Here is a 25,840-nt window from a genome sequence, read left to right as displayed (position 1 = left end):
TTGTTCGTTCTATTGTCGCATGAAAAAAAGGTACGGCGCAGAAAAATGTGGCGGCTTTACGAGGCGCCTTCAGACATTAACTCAATGACGATTTTTCCATGCTCAACGCCCACCCTGACCTGGGAGTTGGTGGTAAAGCCCGCCTTTTCAAGCCAGTCTCCTTTTAAGCTCAGCGCCGCATGCACGCTGTATCGCTTTGGTATCTTCGTTTTTCGATCCTCGTGACGTTTTCTGAAATATCCCACTTTTAAATGGCGGTAGGGTTTGCCGATCGCGATCTCTTTCATAGGGTCTCCAGACTATACGGACAACGGTCATTCCTGATGCCTGTATAAAATACCAGTGATTTTCAGGATGTGCAGGGTTAATAGTGGAATCAGGCTTCAGAAAACGGAATGCAACACCTGAAATCCACAATTTTAAAGTGTATTATTGATGCATCTTATTATTTGGTAAGTCGCTATGACCGGTAAACGCATATCACGTGAAAAAGAGACCATCGCGAAAATGATCGCGTTGTACGCAAAGCAGTGTCCACAGGCTTCTCAGGAAGCGGGGCATTATCAGGCGCTCAACGCGTATGCTGATAAGCGCCTGGATAAGTGCGTTTTTGGTGAAGAAAAGCCCGCCTGTAAACAATGCCCGGTGCACTGCTACCAGCCTGCCAGACGTGAACAGATGAAGCAGATTATGCGCTGGGCAGGCCCGCGTATGTTATGGCGTCACCCCATTCTGACCGTCCGCCATCTGATGGATGACCGTCGTCCGGTGCCGGAACTGCCGGAGAAGTATCGCCCGAAAAAGTGAACCGATCAGCTTCGTAGCGGGCGGCAAATCACGTTCAGGGCCAGCGCGCTGCAGAGTGGAAAGAGCGCCAGCAGCAGCCACGGGTAAATCGCCTGCGTTGAAGGCACCAGCGCGCGATCCAGCAGGCTGCCAAATAACAAGTTTCCAGCCAGTACCGCAATGCCTCCTGCGGTGGAGAGTGCGCCATAGTGCGCGCCCAGCGTGGATTCATCGGCGAACCGCGGAATGAGATCTTTTGCCGACGGCACCAGCAGCATCTGCCCCAGCGTCAGCAGCGTGACAAACGAGACCGAGGGCAGAAGCCGCAGCCAGCCCTCAGGCGGTTCTGTTGCCGCAAACATTGCCACGCTCGCAAAGGCGGCGGAAAGCAGCAAAAAGCCCACCGGAAGAATGTTCACCGCGCCCACGCGTCGGGCGAAACGCGCCAGCGGCAGCTGTAAGGTAATGATCAGAACGGAGGCCAGCATAAAAAGCGGGCCGAGATCTTTCTCGTTACCGCCGGAGCGCTGGATCTCCACCGGCAGCGCCAGATAGAGCTGGTTATAGCTTAACAGCCAGGAGCTGTAGGCAATGATAAAGGCGACAAAGCGCGGCTGGCGGAACGTCGTCCACCAGGGCACTATTTTTATCTTCTGTGAACGTTGCCCGGCAGCAGGCAGACAGAAGTAAAGCACCACTAGCGCAATGATAAAGACGCCTGCCCCCGCCAGCGCCACCTGGCGGAAGCCAAGCCCCGTTAGCAGAGCGCCAGCAACCGGGCCCAGTACCGCGCCGAGCTCCCCGCAGACGGCAAAGAGCGCAAACCACTCCGCCCGGCTTCGTTTCCCTTTCGCCTCGCTGTGGGTACCCGCTTTCGCCAGCAGAGCCTCAATTGAGGGAGAAAATAGCGCGCCGCCGACGCCCGTCAGACACGCGCCCAGAATAATCGGCCACAGCGATCCCCCGAAGGCCAGCAGCAGATAGCCTGAAACACGAACTATACAGCCGCTGAGGATGATGACCTTCGCGCCAAACCGGTCCGAGAGCGCACCGCCAACGATAAACATCCCCTGCTGCGAGAACGTGCGCAGGCCCAGGATCAGCCCGATGAGCCCGCCGGAGAGCAGCATGTCGTCACGCAGAAATATCGCCAGGAAGGGAACGACGGCGTAAAAACCAATGTTAAAAACAAACTGACTACCCAGTAAAACGGGCGGCCAGAGCGTGGTGGCGGGGCGAAGGGACATTGTCGATCACTCGTCCCTAAACGATAAAGTGAATATGCTTTTTGCCATGAAACGGCGAGATCTCAATTTTAGTTTTGACCCGGAAGACATCCCAGAGCAACGACTCGGATAAGATGTCCTGCGGCGTTCCGGTCGCCACAATTTGCCCTTTCTGCATCACAATCAGCGAGTCGCAGAACATTGAAGCGTGGTTGAGATCGTGGATGGCGACGATACTGGTAACGGGTAATTGGCTGATCAACTGCATCAGCTGCATCTGATGATGGATATCCAGGTGGTTGGTCGGTTCATCCAGCAGGATTTCGGTTGGCGTTTGTGCCAGCGCGCGGGCAATATGCACCCGCTGACGCTCGCCGCCGGACAGGCTCAGCCAGCCCTGCTCGCTGCGGTCCAGCATATCGACACGCTGCAGAGCCGCGGTGACGGTGTCGTCATCCTGCGCGCTCCAGTTAGAAAAAGGGGAGTGGTGCGGAATACGTCCAAGTTTGACCACGTCGCGCACGCGCATGTTGGCGTCGGTCATCCCGTGCTGCTCAACGAACGCCACCCGGCGGGCAAGCTGCTTTTTGGCGATGCGGGAAATGTCCTGCCCGTCCAGGGTCACGCTGCCCGCATCCGGGCGACGCAGGCCTGCCAGGATACGCAAAAGGGACGATTTGCCGCAGCCGTTAGGACCAAGCAAACCCACCGTTTCGCCGCGTGAAACCTTCAGCGAGACACCATTGACGATAACTTTTTTGCCTACCTTCCAGGTAATATTTTCAGCGCAGATACTCATCACTTATTCCTTGAGCGGTAGATAATCACGGCAAAGAAAGGCACGCCCACCAGCGCGGTGACCACGCCGACGGGCAGGCTCTGCGGGGCAATCAGCATGCGCGAGGCGATATCGGCCAGCACCATCAGGATCGCCCCCGCCAGCGCGCTGGCAATCAGCAGCGTGCGGTGCAGCGGCCCGAACAGGAAGCGCATGACGTGCGGCACCACCAGCCCTACAAAGCCGATTGAGCCCGCCATGCTGACGATGGTCGCGGTGATCAGGGCCGTGGTGGTAAACAGGGCAAGACGCACCCAGGGCACGGCAATGCCTAAAGAGGCAGCCGCGTCATCACCAAAGGTAAAGGCGTCCAGCGCCCGGGAATAGTAGAGGCAGACGGCAAGGCCCGCCAGCACGACAACCAGCGCCAGCTGGAATTCCGGCCAACGCACGCCGCTAAAGCTGCCCAGCAGCCAGAACATCACGTCGCGCGCCTGCTGCGCGCTGGCGGAGGTGCTGATGGTGTAAGCGGTAATGGCGTTGAAAAGCTGAGATGCAGCAACGCCTGCCAGAATGGTGCGTTCATTGCCGCCGCGCGCGCCGTTCGTCAGAAAGGCGACAAACGCAAAGGCGGCGAACGCCCCGGCAAACGCGCCCGCAGAGAGCGACACCGCGCCGGTGCCGATGCCCAGGACGACGACCGACACCGCCCCTGTTGAGGCACCCGCCGACACGCCGAGCACGTAGGGTTCCGCCAGCGCGTTCTTCAGCAGGCTTTGCAGCACGGCACCGCAGATGGCTAAACCGGCCCCGCAGCAGGCCGCCACCAGCGCGCGGCTCAGGCGAAAGTCCCAGATCACGCTCTCATAGATGCGGTTGAGCGGAACGTCGGTCAGCCCCAGCTTATTACCAATAGCGTAAAAGACGTTGGACAGCGGAATCGACAGCTCGCCGACGCTGACACCAAGAGCAATCACTAAAAACAGCAGGACAACGGCAAGCAGAGCGGATGTGGTCAGGATCAGGCCCTGGCGGGCCTGAAGTACGGCTGCCGTCATCAGTTCAGCCCCAGTTTTCTGAGCTGTTCACCCACCTGTTCAGCACCGTAAATCGTACGAATCGTCGGGTTCATCGCCTGACCGTCCATCACCACGATATGGCCTTTATTGACGGCATCAAGCTGGCTCACGGCAGGATCGCTTTTCAGGAATTTGATTTTCTCATCCGCGTTATCCAGCGCCCAGCGGTTGCGGTCCAGACTGGAGACGACAATCACATCAGGGTTCGCGGCAATAATACTTTCCCAGCCGACGGTCGGCCATTCGGTCTCAGCGGTAATGGCGTTATGGCCACCCAGCACGTTAGCAATAAAACCGGAGGCGCTGTTTTTCCCGCCGACATAGGCATCTGCCGAAGGCGAGGCGCTTGAGAACCAGAAAACAAACGAGAGATCTTTTTTGTTTTTACCAAATTCCTGACGCAGGTCGGCCTCACGTTTTTTGAAATCAGCGATAACGGCCTGGCCGCGCGCTTCAACGTTGAAAATCTTCGCGAAATCTTCAATCTCTTTATAAAGGTACGTCATATCCCACAGCGTCTGGCGGCTGCCGTACATATCGCCTGCCGCTTTTTTGGTGGCGCACATGCCTGGAGATAAATAGCTGTTCACGCCGACGGTAGCCAGATCTTCACGTTTTGCGACCTTACTTTCCGGCCCAAGCAGCAGCGGCAGCTGGGCAGGAACAAAATCGGGGTTTTGCGCAAGGATGGATTCAAGAGTCGGAATTTCGACGGTCAGGGTTTTGATTTTTGTATTCTGCTCAGCCAGTTGCGGCAGCACCTTGGTCGGCCAGAAGGCACTGGCTTTGACCTTATCTTCCAGCCCCAGCAGGAGCAAAATTTCCACGGTGTTCTGACCGAGGGCCACGACGCGTTCCGGCGCTTTAGTGAATGTCTCTTTATAGCCACAGTTTTCAATCGTCAGAGGATATGTGGTTGCCAGAGCAGAACTGACCGACGCAATCGCCAGGCCTAACGCGCAGATGACCTTCTTCATGAAACGCTACCCTTCATTAATATTATTTTTGATGCAAATGAAACGCATTATTAAGGCGGAATTTTATACAGAGGAAAATATATTGTGTCAATGAGGGACAATTGCGCAGGGTGACGAAAAGCGGCGCCATAAGCGGCGCCGGAATGACGGGTTAAAGCAGGCTCTCTTTATCGATTCCCAGACGTTTCATGCGAGAGAGCAGGGTAGTGCGTTTCAGCCCCAGCCGCTGAGCTGCGCCCTTCGGTCCGGCTACCACGCCGTTGGTCTCTTTCAGTACGCGCAATATCAGCTGATATTCATCTTCGCCTTCCTGCGCAACTTCTGCCGAAAGCGTGGGGGCTTCCTGAAGGGAGACTTCAGGCAAAGAGAGCTGCAGCACGTTCCCGCGCGTCAGCAGCACCGCGCGCTCAATGACGTTTTCCAGCTCGCGCACATTGCCGGGCCACTCCATCGACGAGAGGGTACGTAGCGTTTCGGCAGGAATACTGTCGATATTCCTCCCCATCCGGCGGGCAATCTTCGCGGTAAAGGCCTTCACCAGCAGCGGAATATCTTCCGGGCGCTCGCGCAGCGGCGGCAGGCAGATCGGAAAGACGTTCAGGCGATAGTAGAGATCGCTGCGAAACTCGCGGTCGGCGACCATCTTTTTCAGGTCGCGGTTGGTGGCGGCAATCAGCCGCACGTCGGTCTGGATCAGCTTGTTGCTGCCGAGGCGCTCAAACTCCTGCTCCTGCAAAACGCGCAGCAGCTTGGGCTGCAGCTCCAGCGGCATATCGCCCACTTCGTCGAGGAACAAGGAGCTTTTATCCGCCAGTTCAAAACGGCCCAGCCGCTGGCTGCTGGCCCCGGTAAAGGCGCCGCGCTCGTGGCCGAAGAGGTCACTTTCCAGCAGACCCGCGGGCATCGCCGCGCAGTTCATCTTCACCATCCGGCGGCTGTTGCGGTTGCTCAGGTTATGAATGGCGCGCGCTATCAGCTCTTTACCGGTGCCGGTTTCACCGAGGATCAGCACCGTGCTGTCGCTCTGGGCCACCATCTCCACCTGCTTAAGCACGCTGTACATGGCATCGCTGCGCCCGATGATTTCGCCAAACTCGCTGTCTACGTTGTTGAGCTGTTCGGTCAGGGCCAGGTTTTCGTCCACCAGCCGCTCTTTCAGGCGGTGGATCTCCTGATAGGCGAGGGCGTTATCCAGCGCGATGGAAATACGCTCGGCGATCTGGCGCAGCAGCTTCAGGTTGGCGGTGGTAAACACGGCTTCATCGCACTGCGCCAGTTTGAGCACCCCAAGCATGGTGCTGCCGGACATCAGCGGCAGCAGGCACAGGGTCTGAATTTTGTTGCCCCAGGTGTTAAACAGCATCCGCTCGTACGGCGCCACCGGGTCCTGCTCGCTGAGATTCAGCAGCAGGATCTCTTTGCTTTTAAATACCCGCTCAGAAAGGGTGCCCGCTTCGTCCACCTCGCTCTGCTCGTGCGCCGGGTTGGCCTCATCAAGATAGTGGGTGGAGTAGATGTTCAGCTTGCCTTTGCGGTTCCCGCGTAGCGCGATGCTGATGGCGTCGATCCTGAAATAGTGGTGGATCTCCTTGGCGACTTCGCTGACCAGCTCGTCCATGTCGAGCCTTGAGAGTACGGCGTTGGTGATGGCGACCAGAATGCGGAAGTTATCGCGCTCGCGGCTCAGCAGGTCGTAATCCACGTTATTGGTGACGCGGCTTTGGATCTGCTCCGCGACGACGGCCACAATCTGGGCAAGGGTGTGCAGCCGCTCGTACTCCGCCTCGCTCCAGGGCTGGTCGGTAGTGCGGATAAACTCGCAGCCGCCAAAAATATGGCCCTCCGCCGCCAGCGGCAGCATGCCGTAATGACCGAAAGGCTGATAGAGATTGCTCTCTGCCAGCCGCGGCCATGCCATCCGAAACTCTTCAAAATTGCAGTGCAGCACTTCAGGCCGGGAGAGAATGCGGCGCACCGGGCCGTGCGCGAGGTACGTTTCGTCTTCGTATTCAAACGTTTTGCCATTCTCGCGCGTGTAATAGTAGCTCGCGCGGTGCGTTCCGCTATGCCAGAGCACAATCGCCGCGCTGTCCGCCAGCGCTGATTGCCTGACCAGCCGCGTCAGGGCATCGCTCAGCGCGCCGAGATCGGGCTGTTGTAAAAGTGTGCGCGTGATGTCAAACAGGCCCTGCTGTCCAAGATCGCTCATCGGTGTATACGGCATTATTGCTTTCCAATAGAAACTGGCAAAAAAGAGACTTCACTGCTGACCGCTTATGGCGCGGTTCTAGCAAATTCGGGGTAACGGCTCAGCGTGCGGTAGATCCAGCGTGCGCTTCACGCCATAAAGTCCGGTCAGGCGCACCCCTTTGCGCTCAACCACGTCTCCAATGATGGCCGCATCTTTCCCTAAGGGATGCGCTCTCAGCTGTTCAAGTACGGCTTCCGCCGCCGAACGTTCCACGCCGATCGCCAGCTTGCCCTCGTTGGCAAAGTTTAGCGGGTCAAGCCCTAAAAGCTCACACAGCCCCCGCACGGCAGGCTTAACGGGCAGGTCGCGCTCGCTCAGTTCAATCCCGCACCCGCTGCTTGCGGCGAACTCGTGGACAACGGCATTCACCCCGCCCCGGGTGGCGTCGCGCAGGGCTTTGACACCCGGTATGTCGCGCAGCGTCTGGATAAGCGGGGTGAGCACCGCGCAGTCGCTGCGAAGCTCGCCGTCCAGCCCCAGGCCTTCGCGCAGGTTCAGGATGGTTGCCCCGTGGCAGCCCAGCGTTCCGCTGACAATCAGCACGTCGCCCACCGAAAGCCGCTGCGCGCCCCAGTGAACGTCGGCGGGGATCGCCCCCATTCCGGCGGTGTTGATGAAGAGCTTATCCGCCGCGCCGCGCTGGACCACTTTGGTATCCCCGGTGACGATAGCGATCCCCGCCTCGCGGGCGGTGTGCGCCATGCTGTTGACCACTGCCGCAAGCGTCTCCATCGGTAATCCTTCTTCGAGGATAAATCCGCACGAGAGGTAGCGCGGAATGGCGCCGCTGACGGCCACGTCGTTGGCCGTACCGCAGACGGCGAGCTTGCCAATATCGCCGCCCGGGAAGAATAGCGGGTCAATCACGTAGCTGTCGGTGGAGAACGCCAGCCGGTCGCCGTGTGCGGTGAGGGTTGAGAGCGCGATGCGCGCCTGATCCTCCTGCTCGGCGAGCCAGGGGTTATTAAAGGCCTCCATGAACAGCCTGTTAATCAGCTGCTGCATCGCCTGTCCACCGCTTCCGTGCGCCATTTCCACCGTGTTCATGCTTCACACTCCTGGTTGCGATACTGATACCACGCGGCGCATGCCCCTTCAGAGGAGACCATCAGCGCGCCAAACGCGGTTTGCGGGTTACAGGTGTTGCCAAATAGCGGGCAGTGATGAGGTTTGCATTTGCCGGTAAGCACCTCGCCGCAGCGGGCCCGGGGATCGTCGCACACCTGCTGCGGCTGAGGGCGGAAGTGCGCTTCGGCATCAAATTCGCGATAGGCAGGCGTCAGGTGCACGCCGGATTCGGCAATCAGCCCCAGCCCACGCCACTCGCTGTCGCCCTCAACGCTAAACACGTCGGCAATCGCCTGCTGCGCCCGTTCATTTCCCGCATCGGGCACCACGCGGCGGTACTGGTTTTCGACCGCGCTCAGGGACGCTATTTTCTGCTCAACCAGCATGGCTACGCCTTGCAGTAGATCAAGCGGTTCGAAACCAGCCACCACTAACGGACGATTGTGCTGATCAGCGATAAAACCGTAGGCGTCTGTGCCAATCACCATGCTGACGTGGCCCGGCGCCAGAAACGCATCGATGCCGTTGTCTGGCTCTTCGAGCAGGCTGCGCAGCGTGGGAATGAGCGTAATATGCTGGCAGAAAAAGAAAAAGTTAGTGACGTTTCGCGCTTTCGCCTGCTGCAGCGTGATGGCCGTAGCGGGCATGGTGGTTTCAAAACCCAGCCCGAAAAAGACGACCTTGCGCTCAGGGTTAGCCTCTGCCAGCGTCAGGGCATCCATCGGCGAGTAAACGATCCGCACGTCCGCGCCGCGCGCCTTCGCCTGCAGCAGCGAGCCGTTTTTCCCCGGCACGCGCATCGCGTCGCCAAAGGTGCAGAAAATGACGTCGGGCTGGCCGGCAATTTCGATGCAGCTGTCGATACGCCCCATCGGCAAAACGCACACCGGGCAGCCGGGGCCGTGAATAAACTCAATGTTCTCCGGCAGCAGCTGGTCGAGGCCAAACTTGAAGATGGCGTGCGTGTGCCCGCCGCACACCTCCATGATCCGCAGCGGCCTTTCGTTCGTGTAGTCCAGCAGCGCCGCGCGCGTTTTCAGATGTCCGATAAGCTGCATCACCTGTTCTGGCGCGCGGTATTCATCAACGTAACGCATAGGCTAGCGCTCCTCGCCGTACAGGAGCGCGCCCACGTCCGGCTCCACGTCAAACATGTTTTGCAGCGCGTCCAGCGTGTCGCGGGCTTCCGCTTCGTTAATCACGCTCATCGCAAACCCCACGTGGACCAGCACCCACTGGCCGAGGCGCGACGCGCCCGTCTCATCGGTGCTGCCCACCAGCGTCAGATCCACGTCGCGCAGGATGCCGCAAACCTCCACTTTGGCCTGATTGCCGTCGAGGGAATGGATTTGTCCCGGTACGCCTATGCACATCGTTCGCTCTCCAGCCATTCCAGCCAGGCGTCCATGCCGTCGCCGCGCGTGGCGGAAACCAGCAGGATGTGAATGTCCGGGTTCACCTCGCGGGCATAGGCAAGGCACTTATCCACGTCGAAGTTCAGGTACGGCAGCAGATCGACTTTGTTCAGCAGCATGAGGGAGGCGGCGGCGAACATGTGCGGGTACTTCAGCGGCTTGTCCTCTCCTTCAGTCACGGAGAGCACCGCCACTTTATGCCGTTCGCCGAGGTCGAAGCTTGCCGGGCATACCAGGTTACCGACGTTTTCGATAAACAGGATGCCGTTATCCGCCAGCGGCAGGCGAGGGGCGGCGTCGGCAATCATCTGCGCATCCAGGTGGCAGCCCTTGCCGGTGTTAACCTGGATGGCGGGCGTCCCGGTTTCGCGGATGCGCGCTGCGTCGTTAACGGTTTGCTGATCGCCTTCGATCACCGCGCAGGAGACGCGTTCGTTCAGGCGCGTGAGCGTTTCGGTCAGCAGCGTGGTTTTGCCGGAGCCGGGGCTGGAGACCAGGTTCAGCACCAGCAGTTGACGCGCGGCAAAGCGGGCGCGGTTGCGGGCGGCGATCTGGTTATTTTTGTCCAGCACGTCGATCTCCACCTCCAGCATCTGGCGCTGGCTTATGCCCGGCGCGTGGGTGCCCGCTTCGCCGTGGCCGTAATGCAGATCGCCCGTGTCGGAGCGCTGCGGCGCAAAGGTGATGCCGGTCAGGGCCGCCGCAGGACGCGGGGCAGGGGAAAAGGGCGCGGAGCGAAACGCGGAGTGGGGACGGTGTTCATCCCCTTCTATATACAGGTTGCCTTCGGCGCAACCGCAGGTGCTACACATACATTACTCCTTCTCGATTTCGAGGCGTTGGATCTGCATACCCTCATCCGCCACGATGCGAAGATCCGTGCTCTGACACTGCGGGCAGCGCTGAACCTTTGATGAGAGCAGGGTGACGTACTGCTGGCACTGCTCACACCAGCACTCCGCCTGCTGCTCGTCGATATGCAGCGCGCAGCCTTCCGCCAGCGTGCCGCGGCACACCAGCTCAAAACAAAAGTGCAGGGCGCTGGTCTCGACGCAGGAAAACGCCCCGACCTTCAGCCAGACGCCGGTGACGCGCTTCGCGTGGTTTTGCACTGCCTGCTGTTCGATAAGTTCCAGAGCCCGCTGGCAGAGGGTGATTTCGTGCATGACGCCTCCTCAATGATTTGCGCCAGTAAATGCAATAACGGTGCCAGCTTGATTTGCGTTACGGCGTGACGATGTCAGCGCTGTCGAAATGACACGTCGACACGGCGGCGTTGACAGTATCTTTTTTGATAAAAATCATTCAAATCAACAAATTAAAAACTGGCACGGAATCTGCTTAACAGCCGCTATCTCCATTAACCGGATACCTTCTATGACTATTTGGGAAATTAGCGAAAAAGCGGATTACATCGCGCAGCGCCACCAGCAGCTTCAGGATCAGTGGCACCTCTACTGTAACTCTCTGGTTCAGGGGATCACCCTGTCAAAAGCCCGACTGCATCATGCGATGAGCTGTGCGGCGCAGGGGGATATGCGCTTTGTCCTGTTCGGTCATTTCACGGTCTTTGTGACCCTGGCAGACAGCTTTAACAGCCACACCATCGAGTACTACGTTGAGAATAAAGAGGGTGAAAAACAACGTATTGCGCAGGCGCAGCTGATGGCCGACGGCATGGTCGACGGCTACGTCAGCAACCGCGATCGCCAGCAGGTGCTTGAGCACTATCTGGAGAAAATCGCGCCGGTTTACAACGGTCTCTACGCCGCGGTTGAGCACGACTTGCCGGTCGACCTCAAACAGCTCGTCGTGGGAAAGACCCCCGCAAATCTTGCCTGATAACCGAATGACGAAAAGTGTCGATGAGACAGTTTTTCGTCGTCAAAAATGACTATCACCAGAGGATTGCCCGGTGAACCGTTTTGTAATTGCTGACTCGACGGTCTGTATTGGCTGTCGGACCTGTGAGGCGGCGTGTTCGGAAACGCACCGCCTGCACGGGCTGCAGTCCATGCCGCGCCTGCGCGTCATGCGTAATGAGAAAGAGTCTGCCCCGCAGCTCTGCCACCACTGTGAAGATGCCCCTTGTGCGGGCGTGTGTCCCGTCAATGCCATCACCCGCGTCGATGGCGCGGTCCAGCTGAACGAAAGCCTGTGCGTGAGCTGCAAGCTGTGCGGCATCGCCTGCCCGTTCGGTGCCATTGAATTCTCCGGCAGCCGCCCGCTGCATATCCCGGCGAACGCCAATACCCCGAAAGCGCCGCCTGCGCCACCGGCTCCGGCACGCGTGAGCACGCTGCTGGACTGGGTGCCCGGCATCCGCGCTATTGCGGTGAAGTGCGACCTGTGCAGCTTTGACGAACAGGGCCCGGCCTGCGTGCGGACCTGCCCGACCAAAGCGCTGATCCTGGTTAACATCCGCGATATCGCCCGCACCAGCAGGCGCAAGCGCGAGCTGACCATTAATACCGACGTCGGCGATCTTTCGCTTCTGCAGGCGCTTAACGAGGGGGCGAAATGAACGCGATATTTATGATTAACAGCGCCGTGGCGTACTTTGCCGCCGCCGCCGTGCTGGCGCTGGTATTCTCTTTCCATAAAACCCTGAGCGGCTGGATAGCCGGGATCGGCGGGGTGGTCGGCAGCCTGATGACGCTGGCGGCGGGCGGTGTCGTCCTGCTCTGCGGACAATCCGTGGAAACACTCATGCCGCTGATTCGCCACACCGTGGCGATTACGCCGCTGAACGCCATCTGGCTGGTGACCTTTGGCCTGTGCGGGCTGTTTATCAGCCTGTTTAATATTGACTGGCACCGCCATCAGCAGACCAAAGCCAACGGCCTGCTGGTCAATCTGCTGATGGCCGCCGCGGTCTGCACGGTTATCGCCAGCAACCTTGGCGCGCTGGTGGTGATGGCGGAGATCATGGCGCTGTGTGGCGTATTCCTGACCGGCTGCAGCGCCTCCGGCAAGCTATGGTTTGCGCTCGGACGCCTCGGCACGCTGCTGCTGGCGCTGGCCTGCTGGCTGGTGTGGCAGCGTTTCGGCACCCTGGACTTTGCCGCGCTTAACGGCCAGCCGCTGGGCAACGACGTCTGGCTGCTGGGCGCAGTCGGTTTTGGCCTGCTGGCCGGGATTATCCCGCTGCACGGTTGGGTCCCGCAGGCGCACGCGAATGCCTCTGCGCCCGCCGCCGCGCTGTTTTCGACGGTGGTAATGAAGGTCGGTCTGTTCGGTATCCTGACGATTACCCTGACGGGCGGTCAGCCGCCGCTGTGGTGGGGGGTAGCGCTGCTGATTGCGGGAATGATCACCGCCTTTGTCGGCGGGCTGTACGCCCTGATGGAGCACAACATCCAGCGTCTGCTGGCCTATCACACCCTGGAAAACATCGGGATTATCCTGCTCGGCATGGGCGCGGGCGTCATCGGGCTGGCGCTCAACCAACCGGCGCTGATTGCCGCCGGGTTTGTCGGCGGTCTGTATCACCTCGTCAACCATAGCCTGTTTAAAACCACTCTGTTCCTCGGCGCGGGCAGCGTCTGGTTCCGCACCGGCCATCGCGATATCGAAAAGCTCGGTGGGATTGGCAAAAAGATGCCGATGATTTCACTCGCCATGCTGGTGGGGCTGATGGCGATGGCCGCGCTGCCGCCGCTGAACGGCTTTGCCGGGGAGTGGGTGATCTATCAGTCCTTCTTCGCGCTCGGCCAGAGCGACGCGTTTATCGCGCGGCTGCTCGGCCCGCTGCTGGCGGTGGGCCTGGCGATTACCGGGGCGCTGGCGGTGATGTGCATGGCGAAAGTCTACGGCGTCACCTTCCTCGGCGCGCCGCGCACCCGTGAAGCGGAGAACGCCTGCTGCGCCCCGGTATTGATGGCCACCAGCGTGGTCGCGCTGGCGCTGTGCTGCATTGCGGGCGGGGTTGCCGCGCCGTGGCTGCTGCCGCTGCTGGGCCACGCCGTTCCGCTGCCGCTGGCGACGGCGCATACCGTTGTCTCCCAGCCGATGATGGCGCTGCTGCTGATCGCCGGGCCGCTCCTGCCGTTCGTGCTGATGCTGTTCTTCAGACGCGACCGTCTCGCCTCCCGCTCGCGCGGCGCGGCGTGGGCCTGCGGCTACCAACACGAGCCGTCGATGGTCATTACCGCCCACGGTTTTGCCATGCCGGTGAAGGAGAACTTCGCCGCCGTGTTAAAGCTGCGCCAGTGGCTTAACCCGCAGGGCTGGGTACCGGGCTGGCAGAGTGCTGCCGTGCCCGTGCTGTTCCGCCGACTGGCGCTGATCGAGCTGGCGGTGCTGGTGGTGATTGTGATTTCACGAGGAGCCTGACATGAGTCTGTTACTGGCAATTCTTCAGGCGCTGGTGCTGTTCGCCGCCGCGCCGCTGCTGTCGGGCATCACGCGCGTGGCGCGCGCCCGAATTCACAACCGTCGCGGGCCTGGCGTGCTCCAGGAGTACCGCGATCTCATCAAGCTGCTCTCCCGCCAGAGCGTCGCGCCGGATGCCGCGGGCTGGGTGTTCCGCCTGACGCCGTTCGTGATGGTCGGCGTGATGCTCACCATCGCCACCGCGCTGCCGGTGGTCACGGTAGGCTCGCCGCTGCCGGTGCTCGGCGATCTGATTACGCTCATCTACCTCTTCGCCATCGCGCGCTTCTTCTTTGCGATTGCGGGCCTGGACACCGGCAGCCCGTTTACCGGCATCGGCGCCAGCCGCGAGGCGATGCTCGGCGTGCTGGTGGAGCCGATCCTGCTGCTGGGGCTGTGGGTAGCCGCGCAGGTTGCAGGTTCGACCCACATCAGTTTTATCACCGACACCGTTTACCACTGGCCGGTGGCCCGCTCCATCCCGCTCGTGCTGGCACTCTGCGCCTGCGCGTTCGCCACGTTTATTGAGATGGGCAAGCTGCCGTTCGATCTCGCGGAAGCGGAGCAGGAGCTGCAGGAAGGGCCGCTTACCGAGTACAGCGGCTACGGCTTCGCGGTGCTGAAGTGGGGCATCAGCCTTAAGCAATTGGTGGTGTTGCAGATGTTTGTTGGCGTTTTCTTCCCGTGGGGGCAGATGACGCACTTCTCTGTGGGCGGCCTGCTGCTGTCCGTGGTGGTGGCAGCCCTCAAGCTGCTGGTCGGCGTGCTGGTCATCGCCCTGTTTGAAAACAGCATGGCACGCCTGCGTTTTGCGGCAACCTCGCGCATCACCTGGGCCGGTTTTGGTTTTGCATTTTTAGCGTTCGTCTCCTTGCTGGTGGCGTGATTAAAGAGAGTGTTTATGTCTGAAGAAAAGAAAGGTCAGCAGTATCTCGCCGCGTTGCATCAGGCTTTCCCCGGCGTGGTGCTGGAGGAGTCCTGGCAAACCAAAGATCAGATCACCATTACCGTGAAGGTGAACTACCTGCCGGAAGTGGTGGAGTTTCTCTATTACCAGCAGGGCGGCTGGCTGTCGGTGCTGTTCGGTAACGACGAGCGCCAGCTGTGCGGTAACTACGCGGTGTACTACGTGATGTCGATGGAGCAGGGTGAGAAGTGCTGGCTCACCGTGCGCGTCGAAGTCGACCCGAATAAGCCGGAATACCCGTCCGTGACGCCGCGCGTTCCTGCCGCCGTCTGGGGTGAGCGCGAGGTGCGCGACATGTACGGCCTGGTGCCGGTCGGCCTGCCGGACGAGCGTCGTCTGGTGCTGCCGGACGACTGGCCGGATGAACTCTATCCGCTGCGCAAGGACAGCATGGATTACCGCCAGCGTCCGGCCCCGACCACCGACAGCGAAACCTACGAGTTCATCAACGAGCTGGGCAGCAAGAAGAACAACGTGGTGCCGATCGGCCCGCTGCACGTCACCTCCGACGAACCGGGCCACTTCCGCCTGTTCGTCGACGGCGAAAATATCATCGACGCCGACTACCGCCTGTTCTACGTCCACCGCGGCATGGAGAAGCTGGCGGAAACCCGCATGGGCTACAACGAGGTCACGTTCCTCTCAGACCGCGTGTGCGGCATCTGCGGCTTCGCCCACAGCACCGCCTACACCACCTCGGTGGAAAACGGCATGGGGATCGTGGTGCCGGAGCGCGCGCAGATGATCCGCGCCATTCTGCTGGAGGTGGAGCGCCTGCACTCACACCTGCTGAACCTCGGCCTGGCCTGCCACTTCGTCGGCTTTGACTCCGGGTTTATGCAGTTCTTCCGCGTGCGCGAAGCGTCGATGAAGATGGCGGAAATTCTCACCGGGGCGCGTAAAACCTACGGCCTGAACCTGATCGGCGGGATCCGCCGCGACCTGCTGAAAGACGACATGATCAAGACCCGCCAGCTGGCGCAGCAGATGCGCCGGGACGTGCAGGAGCTGGTGGACATGCTGCTCAGCACGCCAAACATCGAGCAGCGCACCGTCGGGATTGGTCGCCTCGATCCGGAAATTGCCCGCGACTTCAGCAATGTCGGCCCGATGGTGCGCGCCAGCGGCCACGCCCGCGACACCCGCGCCGATCACCCGTTCGTCGGCTACGGCCTGCTGCCGATGACCGTGCACAGCGAACAGGGCTGCGATGTTATTTCTCGCCTCAAGGTGCGTATCAACGAGGTCTACACCGCCCTGAACATGATTGACTTCGGCCTCGATAACCTGCCGGGCGGTCCGCTGATGGTGGAGGGCTTCACCTACATTCCAAACCGCTTTGCCCTCGGCTTTGCCGAAGCGCCGCGAGGGGATGATATCCACTGGAGCATGACCGGCGACAATCAGAAGCTCTACCGCTGGCGCTGTCGCGCGGCGACCTACGCCAACTGGCCTACCCTGCGCTATATGCTGCGCGGTAACACGGTCTCTGACGCGCCGCTGATCATCGGCAGCCTCGATCCGTGCTACTCCTGCACCGACCGCATGACGGTGGTGGACGTGCGCAAGAAGAAAAGCCAGGTAGTGCCGTACAAAGAGCTTGAGCGCTACAGCATTGAGCGCAAGAACTCGCCGCTGAAATAAGGACACGCCATGTTTACCTTTATCAAAAAAGTGATCAAAACCGGCGCGCAGACCAGCAGCTATCCGCTGGAGCCGATCCCGGTGGATAAAAACTTTCGCGGCAAGCCGGAGCACAACCCGCAGCAGTGCATCGGCTGCGCGGCCTGCGTCAACGCCTGCCCGTCGAACGCCTTAACGGTGGAAACGGACCTCAAAACCGGCGAGCTGGCCTGGCAGTTTAACCTCGGGCGCTGCATCTTCTGCGGCCGCTGCGAGGAGGTCTGCCCGACGGTCGCCATTCGACTTTCCCAGGAGTACGAACTGGCGGTGTGGAAAAAAGAGGATTTTCTCCAGCAGTCGCGCTTCGCGCTGTGCAATTGCCGCGTCTGCAAGCGTCCGTTCGCCGTGCAAAAAGAGATCGACTACGCCATCGCGCTGCTGCAGCACAACGGCGACGCCCGCGCGGAGCATCACCGCGAAAGCTTCGAAACCTGCCCGGAGTGTAAGCGCCAGAAATGCCTGCTGCCGTCCGACCGCATTGATATTACCCGCCATATGAGAGAGGCCAGCTGATGGAAAACTTACTCGGCCCGCGCGACGATAACGGCATTCCGGTGCCGCTGACGGTGGAGGAGTCCATCGCCAGCATGAAAGCGTCGCTACTGAAAAAAATCAAACGCTCGGCCTACGTCTACCGCGTGGACTGCGGCGGCTGCAACGGCTGTGAGATCGAGATCTTCGCCACCCTGTCGCCGCTATTTGACGCCGAGCGCTTCGGCATCAAAGTGGTACCGTCCCCGCGTCATGCGGACATTCTGCTGTTTACCGGGGCGGTGACCCGCGCCATGCGATCGCCCGCGCTGCGCGCCTGGCAGTCCGCGCCGGATCCGAAAATCTGCATCTCCTACGGCGCCTGCGGCAACAGCGGCGGCATCTTCCACGATCTTTACTGCGTCTGGGGCGGCACCGACAAAATCGTGCCGGTGGATGTCTATATTCCGGGCTGCCCGCCGACGCCCGCCGCCACGCTGTACGGCTTTGCGATGGCGCTCGGCCTGCTGGAGCAGAAGATCCACGCCCGCGCACCTGGCGAGATCGACAACCAGCCCGCAGCCATTCTGCATCCGGACATGGTGCAGCCGCTGCGCGTGAAGGTGGACCGCACGGCGCGCAGGCTGGCGGGCTATCGCTACGGGCGTCAGATTGCCGACGATTACCTGCGCCTGCTGAGCCAGGGCGAGCATCAGGTGGCGCGCTGGCTGGAGGCGGAAAACGATCCGCGTCTCAATGAGATCGTGGCAAACCTGAACAGCATTGTGGATGAGGCGCGTATCCGATGAGTGAAACGGTGGTGTTCAGCCAGCTGAGCCGTAAGTTTATTGATGAGAACGATGCCACGCCGGATGCGGCGCAGCAGGTGGTCTATTACAGCCTGGCGATTGGGCACCACCTCGGGGTGATCGACTGTCTGGAGGCGGCGCTAACCTGCCCGTGGACGGAATACCTGGCGTGGATCGCCACGCTGGAGGAGGGCAGCACCGCGCGGCGCAAGATGGAGGGCGTGCCGAAGTATGGCGAGATCGTCATCGACGCCAACCATATCACGATGCTCGCTAACGCCTTTGACGCGGCGCTCGGCAGGCAAACCCCGGCGCAGCAGGCGTGGAGCAAAACGCTGCTCGGCATGCTGCATGATATTCATCAGGAGAGCGCCATCTACCTGATGGTGAGGAGATTACGTGACTGACGTTTTACTGTGTGTCGGCAACAGCATGATGGGCGACGACGGCGCGGGCCCGCTGCTGGCGGAGATGTGCGCCGCAAAACCGCAGGGCGACTGGGTGGTGATTGACGGCGGCAGCGCGCCGGAAAACGATGTGGTCGCCATTCGCGAGCTGCACCCGGAAAGGCTGCTAATCGTCGATGCCACCGATATGGGGCTGAACCCGGGCGAAATCCGCCTGATTGATCCGGACGACATCGCCGAGATGTTTATGATGACCACCCACAATATGCCGCTGAACTACCTGGTCGATCAGATTAAAGACGACGTGGGCGAGGTGCTGTTTTTGGGGATCCAGCCGGACATTGTCGGCTTTTATTACCCGATGACGCCGCCGGTGAAGGCGGCGGTGGAAGAGGTGTATTCGCGGCTGGCGGAGTGGGTTGGGGATGGAGGGTTTTCTCCGCTCTGAGCAGTGCCGGGTGGCGGCTACGCCTTACCGGGCCTACAAAACCGTAGGGTCGGTAAGCGTAGCGCCACCGGGCAACAGGCTACGCCAGATCCGCCCCGTTACTCGCAATCACCTTCTTATACCACCAGAACGACTTCTTGCGCTTGCGATCCAGCGTGCCGTTCCCGGCGTCGTCGCGGTCAACGTACACAAACCCGTAGCGCTTGCTCATCTCGCCCGTTGAAGCCGACACCAGGTCGATGCAGCCCCAGGTGGTGTAGCCCATCAGCGGCACGCCGTCCTCAATCGCATCGCCCATCGCGCGGATATGCTCGCGCAGGTAGCTGATGCGGTAGTCGTCGTTGATCTCGCCATTTTCATCTATGACGTCCTTCGCGCCGAGGCCGTTTTCCACCAGGAACAGCGGCTTCTGGTAGCGGTCGTACATCATGTTCATGGTGATACGCAGGCCGAGCGGATCGATGCCCCAGCCCCACTCGCTTACCTGAATATGCGGGTTACGCAGGGACTTCACGATGTTTGCCGCGCTGGTGTTGCCCGCGTTCATGTCCGCCGACGCGCAGCGCGAGGCGTAATAGCTGAACGAGACAAAGTCGACGGTATTTTTCAGCAGTTCGTCATCGCCTGGGTCTTTCACAATCACGACGCCTTTCTCGCGGAACACGCGGGCGGAGTAGGCCGGATAGCTGCCGCGCGCCTGCACGTCGATAAAGAACAGGTTCTCGCGGTCTTTCTCCAGCGCCATCCACACGTCTTCCGGCTTGCAGGAGTACGGGTAGAAATTTCCGCCCGCCAGCATGCAGCCGACCTGGTTTTCCGGGTTCACCTCGTGGGCGATTTTGGTCGCCAGCGCGCTCGCCACCAGCTCGTGGTGCGCGGCCTGGTATTTCACCTGATCCTCGTTTTCACCTTCCTCAAACACCAGCCCCGCGCCGGAAAACGGGCTGTGCAGCATGATGTTGATTTCGTTGAAGGTCAGCCAGTATTTCACCAGCCCGTTAAATTCCTCGAAGCAGGTGCGGGCGTAGCGGGCGAAGAAATCGACCATCTTACGGTTGCGCCAGGAGCCGTACTCCGTCACCAGGTGCATCGGCACGTCGAAGTGGCACAGGGTCACCAGCGGCTCAATGTTGTATTTTTTGCACTCCTCGAACACCGCGCGGTAGAAGGCGATGCCCTCTTTGTTCGGCAACGGCTCGTCGCCGTTCGGATAGAGGCGGCTCCAGGCGATCGAGGTGCGGAACACCGTAAAGCCCATCTCCGCCATCAGGGCGATGTCCTCTTTATAGCGATGGTAAAAATCAATCGCTTCATGGCTCGGGTAAAACTCATCGTCACGCAGCGAAAAACGCTTTTCCCCCAGCTTCACCGCCAGGCGGTTCGCGCCGTGGGGGATCATATCGACCGTCGTCAGTCCTTTGCCGCCTTCACGGTAAGCACCTTCACTCTGGTTGGCGGCAAGCGCGCCGCCCCATAAAAATCCTTGTGGAAAAACAGACATTCTTACCTCGCTTTCAATTTATGCTTTTGCTGCGTTGTTCTGTACCGGTGCGGTCTGCAGGGCGCGCGCTTTTTCAGCCTCGTCTTCGACCGGGATATCCTCAAACCCTAACAGCAGGGTCAGAACAAATGACAGCACCACGGCCAGCCCCATTACGCCAAACACCCAGACGATGGTCATCGGGTTGGCCGGGTCGAAGAACTGCACGCTGGTAAACAGCCCCGGCGCCGCCATCGAGTGGCTGGCAAGGCCTGCCATACCCGCCACCGCGCCGCAGATAAAACCGCTGATCAGGCTCGCAATCAGCGGACGCTTCAGGCGTACCGCTACGCCGTACAGGGCCGGTTCAGAGATCCCCGCCATGATGGCGGAGGCCGCCGCGGCCAGCGCCGTCTGGCGCAGTTCCGGGTTTTTCGTTTTCCATGCTACCGCCAGCGACGAGCCGCCGAGCGACAGGTTGGCGCCGATTTCTGACGGCATCACCATTCCTTCTTTGCCCGTTTCGGCAATGGTCTGAATGATGGTCGGCGTAAACACGCGGTGCATCCCGGTCATCACCAGCAGCGGCCACAGTGCGCCCATGATGGCGACGGAGAGCCAGCCCAGGTAGCCGTGAATGGTGTAAACCAGCGCGGAGATGGCGCTACCGATCCAGATCCCCAGCGGGCCAATCAGCACGATGGCGAGCGGGGCGGCAATCAGCACGATCAGCATCGGCTTGAGGAAGTTTTTGGTCACCGCCGGGGTGATGCGATCCACCCAGCGTTCGATATACGACAGGCACCAGGTCATGACCAGCGCCGGGATGACGGTATAGGTGTATTTCACCGCCGTCACCGGAATAAAGGCGAACTCAACGTGCTCGCCCTGCGCGGCTTTCGCCATCAGTTCGATAAAGCTCGGGTGCACCAGCACGCCCGCGATGGCAATCGCCAGCGACATGTTGGTTTTAAACTTCACCGCCGCCGAGGCCGCCACCATCAGCGGCAGGAAGAAGAACGCCCCGTCGCCAATGACCGTCAAAATGGTGAGCGTCGGCGCGCCTTTTTCCAGCACGCCGGTCATTTCGAGGATCATCGCCAGCAGCTTGACCATCGAACCGCCGATGATCGCCGGGATCAGCGGCGACATGGTGCCGATCAGCGCGTCGAGGATCCCGGCACCAATGCGGCGTAACGTCAGCTTCTGCGGGCCTTCCGGTACCACGGGCTGCAGGTCAACGGGCAGCAGGCTCACTACTTCGCGGTACGCCTGTGAAACCGTGTTGCCAATAATCACCTGGCACTGGTTGTCGTTACGCACCACGCCAAGCACGCCGCTGATGCTTTTCAGGCGCGCAACGTCGGTAAGATTTTCGTCTTTCAGAACGAAACGCAGGCGCGTCATGCAGTGGGTGACGGCGACGATGTTCTCTTTGCCGCCCAGCGCGCTGATAACGTCGTTTGCCAGCGCAGCGTAGTTTTTGGCCATCGGATCTGTTCCTGTTATCGTTGTGTGAAATGTAGGAAACCGGTTCCACATAATCATCATGAGTTTCTTTTGTTGAAACAAGACCGTTTTTTGGACATTTTTTCTTTTCGTGATGAAGATCGCAGTGGGGTGTAGAAAGCGTGACGTCGTCGCTGCGACAATTTTTTCGCGGTGCAGTACACTGCCCGCATGAGTTTCGGATGGAAGAACAATATGACCACGATGCTGGAAGTGGCGAAGCGGGCAGGCGTATCGAAAGCGACGGTCTCCCGGGTGTTGTCGGGCAACGGCTACGTTAGCCAGGAGACCAAAGACCGGGTTTTTCAGGCCATTGAAGAGAGCGGCTATCGCCCGAACTTGCTGGCGCGAAATCTGGCGACCAAACGCACCCAGACGCTTGGGCTGGTAGTGACCAACACCCTGTATCACGGCGTCTACTTTAGCGAGCTGCTGTTTAACGCCGCGCGGATGACGGAAGAAAAAGGGCGGCAGCTGATCCTCGCCGACGGCAAGCACAGCGCCGAAGAAGAGCGCGAGGCGATCCAGTATCTACTGGATATGCGCTGCGATGCGGTAATTATCTACCCGCGTTTTCTGAGCGTGGAAGAGCTGGACGAGCTCGTCGAGAAATGCGAGCAGCCGATTATGGTGCTTAACCGCCGCCTGCGGAAAAACAGCAGCCACAGCGTCTGGTCCGATCATAAAGCCTCGTGTCAGGACGCGGTGTCGCAGCTGATTGCGAAAGGGCACCGGGAGATTGCCTTTATCACCGGTTCGCTGGATTCCCCCACCGGGGTTGAGCGTCTTTCCGGTTACAGGGATGCGCTGGCGCAGCACGGTATTGCAGCGCGTGACGCGCTTATCGCCGAAGGGAAGTGGAACCCGGCCAGCGGCGCGGCGGCGGTCACTCAACTCCTCTCCCGCGGCGAACCGTTTACCGCGCTGGTGGCGAGCAACGACGATATGGCGATCGGCGCCATCAAGCAGCTGCACGACAGCGGCGTCGCCATGCCGGACGCGGTGTCCGTCATCGGCTTTGACGACGTGGCGATTGCGCCCTACATCGTGCCGTCGCTCTCCAGCGTGCGCATTCCGGTGACGGCGATGATCCAGGAGACCGTCAGCCGCCTGATTTTCATGCTCGACGGCGGTGAGTTTAAATACCAGCAAACCTTTTCTGGCGAGCTTGTCCTGCGCGACTCCGTTACCGATGGCCCGCACCGCTGACGTCGACATCTGTCATCGTCACTAATGACGATGACAGAAACGCTGCGGTTTTATTATTATTAAAAATCAGTGTGTTAAATATTGGCACGGTTTATGAATAGCTTCGCGCATAACAGTTATGCCGGAGAAGCAGATGAACCGTTTTATTATGGCCGATGCCAGCAAGTGCATTGGTTGCCGTACCTGTGAAGTGGCGTGCGTGGTTTCCCACCAGGCGGAGCAGGATTGCGCCTCTCTCACTCCCGATACTTTCCTGCCGCGCATTCACGTCATTAAAGGTGTGAATATTTCCACCGCCGCCATCTGTCGCCAGTGCGAAGATGCGCCGTGCGCGAACGTCTGCCCGAACGGGGCGATTAAGCGCGAGAAGGGCTTTGTGCACGTGATGCAGGAGCGCTGCATTGGCTGCAAAACCTGCGTGGTGGCGTGTCCGTATGGCGCGATGGAGGTGGTTGTCCGCCCGGTGGTGCGCAACAGCGGCATGGGGCTGAGCGTGCGGGCGGAGAAAGCCGAAGCCAATAAATGCGATCTTTGCTATCACCGCGAAGCCGGCCCGGCCTGTATGGAGGCCTGCCCGACGCACGCGCTGGTCTGCGTGGATCGTGACAAGCTTGAGCAGATGAGCGCAGAAAAACGCCGTCGCGCGGCGTTCGACACCTCGTCATCGCTGCTGTTTTAAGCTGCGATGAGCGTTAACGGCGTACTGCTTCGGGTGCGCGGCAAAGTGCAGGGCGTGGGGTTTCGGCCCTTCGTCTGGCAGCTGGCGCACCGGCTGAAGCTTGTGGGCGATGTCTGCAACGACGGAGAGGGTGTCCTGGTGCGTCTCGCGGGTAATGGGGGGGACTTTACCGCGAGGCTGCATCAGGACTGCCCACCGCTGGCGCGCATCGATCGCGTTGAAACGCAGCCGTTCACCTGGGCGGACATGCCTGAGGACTTTACCATCCGCCACAGCGATCGCGGGGCGATGGATACGCAAATCGTGCCGGATGCCGCCACCTGCCCGGCGTGTCTGGCTGAAATGCGCGATCCCCGCGAGCGCCGCTATCGTTACCCGTTTATCAACTGCACCCACTGCGGGCCGCGGTTTACCATTATCCGCGCCATGCCGTACGACCGTCCGGCCACATCGATGGCCGCATTCCCGCTCTGCGCGCCGTGCGAAACTGAGTACCGCAACCCGGCCGACCGCCGCTTCCACGCCCAGCCGGTGGCCTGCCCGGACTGCGGGCCGCAGCTGGAATGGCGAGCCGGAGACACTATTGCCACTCGCGAATCGGCCTTAAACGAGGCGGTGAAGAGGCTGAAAAACGGCGGGATCGTGGCGGTTAAAGGGCTGGGGGGATTTCATCTGGTCTGCGACGCGCTTAACCCGCAGTCAGTGGCGACGCTGCGGGCACGCAAGCAGCGCCCGACGAAGCCGCTGGCGGTGATGCTACCGGATGCGGACGATCTGCCGGAGACGATACAGACGCTGTTACGCTCGCCCGCGGCACCGATCGTGCTGACGCCGAAAGCTTCGCTTCCCGCGTTTCCCGAGGAAATTGCCCCAGGGCTCGACTGCGTAGGCGTGATGCTGCCCGCGAACCCGCTCCAGCATCTTTTGCTGATGGACTGCCGGCGCCCGCTGGTGATGACCTCCGGCAACCTCTGCGGCAGGCCGCCTGCCGTCACCAACGCGCAGGCGCTGGAGGAGCTCGGCGGCATCGCGGACGGCTTCCTGCTGCACAACCGCGACATCCTGCAGCGCATGGATGATTCGGTGATGGATCGGGATGGCGCTATCCTGCGTCGTGCCCGGGGTTTTGTGCCCGATGCCGTCACGTTGCCCGCGGGTTTTGAGAATATCCCCGCCATGCTGTGTACCGGTGCAGAGATGAAAAACACCTTCTGCCTAGTGCGCGGCAACCAGGCGGTGCTGAGCCAGCACTTTGGCGATCTGAGCGACGAGGGCGTAGAGGCGCAGTGGCGCAGCGCGCTCTCGACGATGCAGGACATCTACGCTTTCCAGCCTGATAAGCTGGTGTGCGATGCCCATCCGGGGTATCGCGCGCGCCAGTGGGCGCAGGAGCAGGCGCTGCCCGTCGAAACCGTGCTACATCATCACGCTCACGCGGCGGCGTGCCTGGCGGAGAACGGCTGGCCGCTCGGCGGCGGAGACGCTATCGCTCTGACGCTGGACGGGATCGGCATGGGCGAGAACGGCGCGCTGTGGGGCGGAGAGTGCCTGCGGGTGAACTATCTCGACTGCGAACGGCTCGGCGGCCTGCCTGCCGTGGCGCTGCCGGGCGGCGATCTGGCGGCAAAACAGCCGTGGCGTAATCTGCTCGCCCACTGCCTGGCGTTTGTCCCGGACTGGCAACGCTACCCGGAAACGCGAGCGGTTCAGTGCCACAGCTGGCCGATGCTGGCAACGGCGATCCAGCGTGGCATCAACGCGCCGCAGGCGTCGTCCTGCGGTCGTTTGTTTGACGCGGTCGCCTGCGCGCTGGGCATCGACGCGCAGCGCTACGAAGGCGAGGCAGCGTGCAGGCTGGAGGCGCTGGCATCGCAGTGCGCGGGCGTTGACCATCCGGTGATTCTGGAAGCGAATAACCTTGCGCTGTTCTGGCAGCAGTGGCTGAACTGGCAGGCGGAGCCCTGCGAGCGCGCGTGGGCGTTTCACGACGCGCTGGCAAAAGGGCTGGCTCAGCTCGCCGCGCGCCATGCCCGACGCTTATCGATTTCGACAATCTGCTTCAGCGGCGGCGTGTTGCACAACCGCCTGCTGCGCGCGCGCCTGCATCATTATCTTTCTGACTTTACGCTTCTTTTTCCTTCGCGCCTGCCCGCAGGTGACGGAGCGATCTCCTTCGGGCAGGCGGTGGTTGCCGCTGCCCGGTCATGTTCAAAAAGGATTTAAA

At 60.6% G+C, this 25,840-nt stretch carries 26 protein-coding genes; 13 read left to right on the top strand and 13 right to left on the bottom strand.

Translation table 11 applies throughout. The features are described 5' to 3' along the window. Positions 1-56: 56 nt before the first annotated feature. Positions 57-287: a SymE family type I addiction module toxin gene (locus IM294_RS04575; protein ID WP_041908449.1), complete on the bottom strand. Its 231-nt coding sequence runs from the start codon at positions 285-287 to the stop codon at positions 57-59. A 175-nt stretch (positions 288-462) separates the two neighbouring features. Here IM294_RS04575 and IM294_RS04570 point away from each other — a divergent pair, with 175 nt between their 5' ends. Beyond that, positions 463-807 carry a nitrous oxide-stimulated promoter family protein gene (locus IM294_RS04570; RefSeq protein ID WP_126817276.1) on the top strand — a complete coding sequence of 115 codons (345 nt, stop codon included), beginning with the start codon at positions 463-465 and terminating at the stop codon, positions 805-807. 5 nt (positions 808-812) lie between these two features. On the opposite strand, the gene IM294_RS04565 is transcribed toward IM294_RS04570, so the two are convergent. The 10 genes from IM294_RS04565 to hypA all read right to left on the bottom strand — a co-directional run bounded on the left by IM294_RS04565 (position 813) and on the right by hypA (position 10,746). Next, positions 813-2,033: an MFS transporter gene (locus tag IM294_RS04565; RefSeq protein ID WP_100170792.1), complete on the bottom strand. Its 1,221-nt coding sequence runs from the start codon at positions 2,031-2,033 to the stop codon at positions 813-815. Positions 2,034-2,049: 16 nt separating this feature from the next. Next, complete coding sequence (locus tag IM294_RS04560) at positions 2,050-2,811, bottom strand: ABC transporter ATP-binding protein (protein WP_048960092.1); 762 nt, start codon at positions 2,809-2,811, stop codon at positions 2,050-2,052. Continuing rightward, positions 2,811-3,848 (bottom strand): iron ABC transporter permease, encoded by a 1,038-nt coding sequence (locus IM294_RS04555; RefSeq protein WP_028014224.1) that lies wholly within the window; start codon positions 3,846-3,848, stop codon positions 2,811-2,813. The genes IM294_RS04560 and IM294_RS04555 overlap by 1 nt, the downstream gene beginning before the upstream one ends. Then, positions 3,848-4,846 (bottom strand): ABC transporter substrate-binding protein, encoded by a 999-nt coding sequence (locus IM294_RS04550; protein WP_126817278.1) that lies wholly within the window; start codon positions 4,844-4,846, stop codon positions 3,848-3,850. Before IM294_RS04550 ends, IM294_RS04555 begins: the two co-directional genes overlap by 1 nt. 151 nt (positions 4,847-4,997) lie before the next feature. Further along, positions 4,998-7,070 carry a formate hydrogenlyase transcriptional activator FlhA gene (gene flhA / locus IM294_RS04545; RefSeq protein ID WP_193360306.1) on the bottom strand — a complete coding sequence of 691 codons (2,073 nt, stop codon included), beginning with the start codon at positions 7,068-7,070 and terminating at the stop codon, positions 4,998-5,000. Positions 7,071-7,133: 63 nt separating this feature from the next. After that, positions 7,134-8,144 (bottom strand): hydrogenase expression/formation protein HypE, encoded by a 1,011-nt coding sequence (gene hypE / locus IM294_RS04540; RefSeq protein WP_126817282.1) that lies wholly within the window; start codon positions 8,142-8,144, stop codon positions 7,134-7,136. Then, entirely contained in the window at positions 8,141-9,262 is a 1,122-nt protein-coding gene (gene hypD, locus IM294_RS04535) for a hydrogenase formation protein HypD (RefSeq protein WP_126817284.1), read from the bottom strand. The genes hypE and hypD overlap by 4 nt, the downstream gene beginning before the upstream one ends. A gap of 3 nt (positions 9,263-9,265) precedes the next feature. Further along, positions 9,266-9,538: a HypC/HybG/HupF family hydrogenase formation chaperone gene (locus tag IM294_RS04530; protein ID WP_028014219.1), complete on the bottom strand. Its 273-nt coding sequence runs from the start codon at positions 9,536-9,538 to the stop codon at positions 9,266-9,268. After that, the gene (gene hypB / locus IM294_RS04525) at positions 9,529-10,392 is read right to left on the bottom strand and encodes a hydrogenase nickel incorporation protein HypB (RefSeq protein ID WP_126817286.1); all 864 of its coding nucleotides are present in this window, start codon (positions 10,390-10,392) and stop codon (positions 9,529-9,531) included. The genes IM294_RS04530 and hypB overlap by 10 nt, the downstream gene beginning before the upstream one ends. Positions 10,393-10,395: 3 nt before the next feature. Further along, on the bottom strand, positions 10,396-10,746 hold the full coding sequence (gene hypA, locus IM294_RS04520; RefSeq protein WP_126817288.1) for a hydrogenase maturation nickel metallochaperone HypA: 351 nt from the start codon (positions 10,744-10,746) through the stop codon (positions 10,396-10,398). Positions 10,747-10,957: 211 nt separating this feature from the next. On the opposite strand from hypA, the gene hycA reads away from it, so the two are divergent. The 9 genes from hycA to hycI all read left to right on the top strand — a co-directional run bounded on the left by hycA (position 10,958) and on the right by hycI (position 18,739). Then, positions 10,958-11,422 carry a formate hydrogenlyase regulator HycA gene (gene hycA, locus IM294_RS04515; RefSeq protein ID WP_126817290.1) on the top strand — a complete coding sequence of 155 codons (465 nt, stop codon included), beginning with the start codon at positions 10,958-10,960 and terminating at the stop codon, positions 11,420-11,422. Positions 11,423-11,495: 73 nt separating this feature from the next. After that, positions 11,496-12,104 (top strand): 4Fe-4S dicluster domain-containing protein, encoded by a 609-nt coding sequence (locus IM294_RS04510; protein ID WP_028014215.1) that lies wholly within the window; start codon positions 11,496-11,498, stop codon positions 12,102-12,104. Further along, positions 12,101-13,915, top strand: a complete 1,815-nt coding sequence (gene hycC / locus IM294_RS04505) for a formate hydrogenlyase subunit 3 (protein ID WP_126817292.1) — start codon at positions 12,101-12,103, stop codon at positions 13,913-13,915. Before IM294_RS04510 ends, hycC begins: the two co-directional genes overlap by 4 nt. 1 nt (position 13,916) lies before the next feature. Continuing rightward, on the top strand, positions 13,917-14,840 hold the full coding sequence (locus IM294_RS04500) for a respiratory chain complex I subunit 1 family protein (protein WP_126817294.1): 924 nt from the start codon (positions 13,917-13,919) through the stop codon (positions 14,838-14,840). 15 nt (positions 14,841-14,855) lie between these two features. Beyond that, positions 14,856-16,565, top strand: a complete 1,710-nt coding sequence (gene hycE, locus IM294_RS04495) for a formate hydrogenlyase subunit HycE (RefSeq protein WP_041908476.1) — start codon at positions 14,856-14,858, stop codon at positions 16,563-16,565. Positions 16,566-16,574: 9 nt separating this feature from the next. Next, positions 16,575-17,117, top strand: coding sequence for a formate hydrogenlyase complex iron-sulfur subunit (locus IM294_RS04490; RefSeq protein WP_041908477.1), 543 nt, complete (start codon positions 16,575-16,577; stop codon positions 17,115-17,117). Further along, a complete protein-coding gene (locus tag IM294_RS04485; RefSeq protein ID WP_126817296.1) occupies positions 17,117-17,884 on the top strand; it encodes an NADH-quinone oxidoreductase subunit B family protein in 768 nt (255 codons plus the stop codon). The genes IM294_RS04490 and IM294_RS04485 overlap by 1 nt, the downstream gene beginning before the upstream one ends. Further along, positions 17,881-18,291, top strand: coding sequence for a formate hydrogenlyase maturation HycH family protein (locus tag IM294_RS04480; RefSeq protein ID WP_028014209.1), 411 nt, complete (start codon positions 17,881-17,883; stop codon positions 18,289-18,291). Before IM294_RS04485 ends, IM294_RS04480 begins: the two co-directional genes overlap by 4 nt. Beyond that, on the top strand, positions 18,284-18,739 hold the full coding sequence (gene hycI / locus IM294_RS04475; RefSeq protein ID WP_126817298.1) for a hydrogenase maturation peptidase HycI: 456 nt from the start codon (positions 18,284-18,286) through the stop codon (positions 18,737-18,739). The genes IM294_RS04480 and hycI overlap by 8 nt, the downstream gene beginning before the upstream one ends. A gap of 79 nt (positions 18,740-18,818) precedes the next feature. Here the strand turns inward: hycI and IM294_RS04470 are convergent, their stop codons facing one another. Beyond that, positions 18,819-20,240 carry a 6-phospho-beta-glucosidase gene (locus IM294_RS04470; RefSeq protein ID WP_126817300.1) on the bottom strand — a complete coding sequence of 474 codons (1,422 nt, stop codon included), beginning with the start codon at positions 20,238-20,240 and terminating at the stop codon, positions 18,819-18,821. A gap of 18 nt (positions 20,241-20,258) precedes the next feature. Continuing rightward, complete coding sequence (gene ascF / locus IM294_RS04465) at positions 20,259-21,710, bottom strand: PTS cellobiose/arbutin/salicin transporter subunit IIBC (RefSeq protein WP_045261256.1); 1,452 nt, start codon at positions 21,708-21,710, stop codon at positions 20,259-20,261. Between the two features lie 213 nt (positions 21,711-21,923). On the opposite strand from ascF, the gene IM294_RS04460 reads away from it, so the two are divergent. The 3 genes from IM294_RS04460 to hypF all read left to right on the top strand — a co-directional run bounded on the left by IM294_RS04460 (position 21,924) and on the right by hypF (position 25,839). Next, complete coding sequence (locus tag IM294_RS04460; protein WP_126817302.1) at positions 21,924-22,937, top strand: LacI family DNA-binding transcriptional regulator; 1,014 nt, start codon at positions 21,924-21,926, stop codon at positions 22,935-22,937. A 133-nt stretch (positions 22,938-23,070) separates the two neighbouring features. Next, positions 23,071-23,616, top strand: coding sequence for an electron transport protein HydN (gene hydN / locus IM294_RS04455; protein WP_008499565.1), 546 nt, complete (start codon positions 23,071-23,073; stop codon positions 23,614-23,616). Positions 23,617-23,622: 6 nt separating this feature from the next. Next, the gene (gene hypF / locus IM294_RS04450) at positions 23,623-25,839 is read left to right on the top strand and encodes a carbamoyltransferase HypF (RefSeq protein WP_126817304.1); all 2,217 of its coding nucleotides are present in this window, start codon (positions 23,623-23,625) and stop codon (positions 25,837-25,839) included. Position 25,840: the final 1 nt, after the last annotated feature.

This window comes from Enterobacter cloacae complex sp. P43RS (genome assembly GCF_014930585.1).
Taxonomy (GTDB): domain Bacteria; phylum Pseudomonadota; class Gammaproteobacteria; order Enterobacterales; family Enterobacteriaceae; genus Enterobacter; species Enterobacter bugandensis.
The sequence above is the reverse complement of the archived record's forward strand: the minus strand, read 5'-3'. Positions and strand labels throughout refer to the sequence as shown.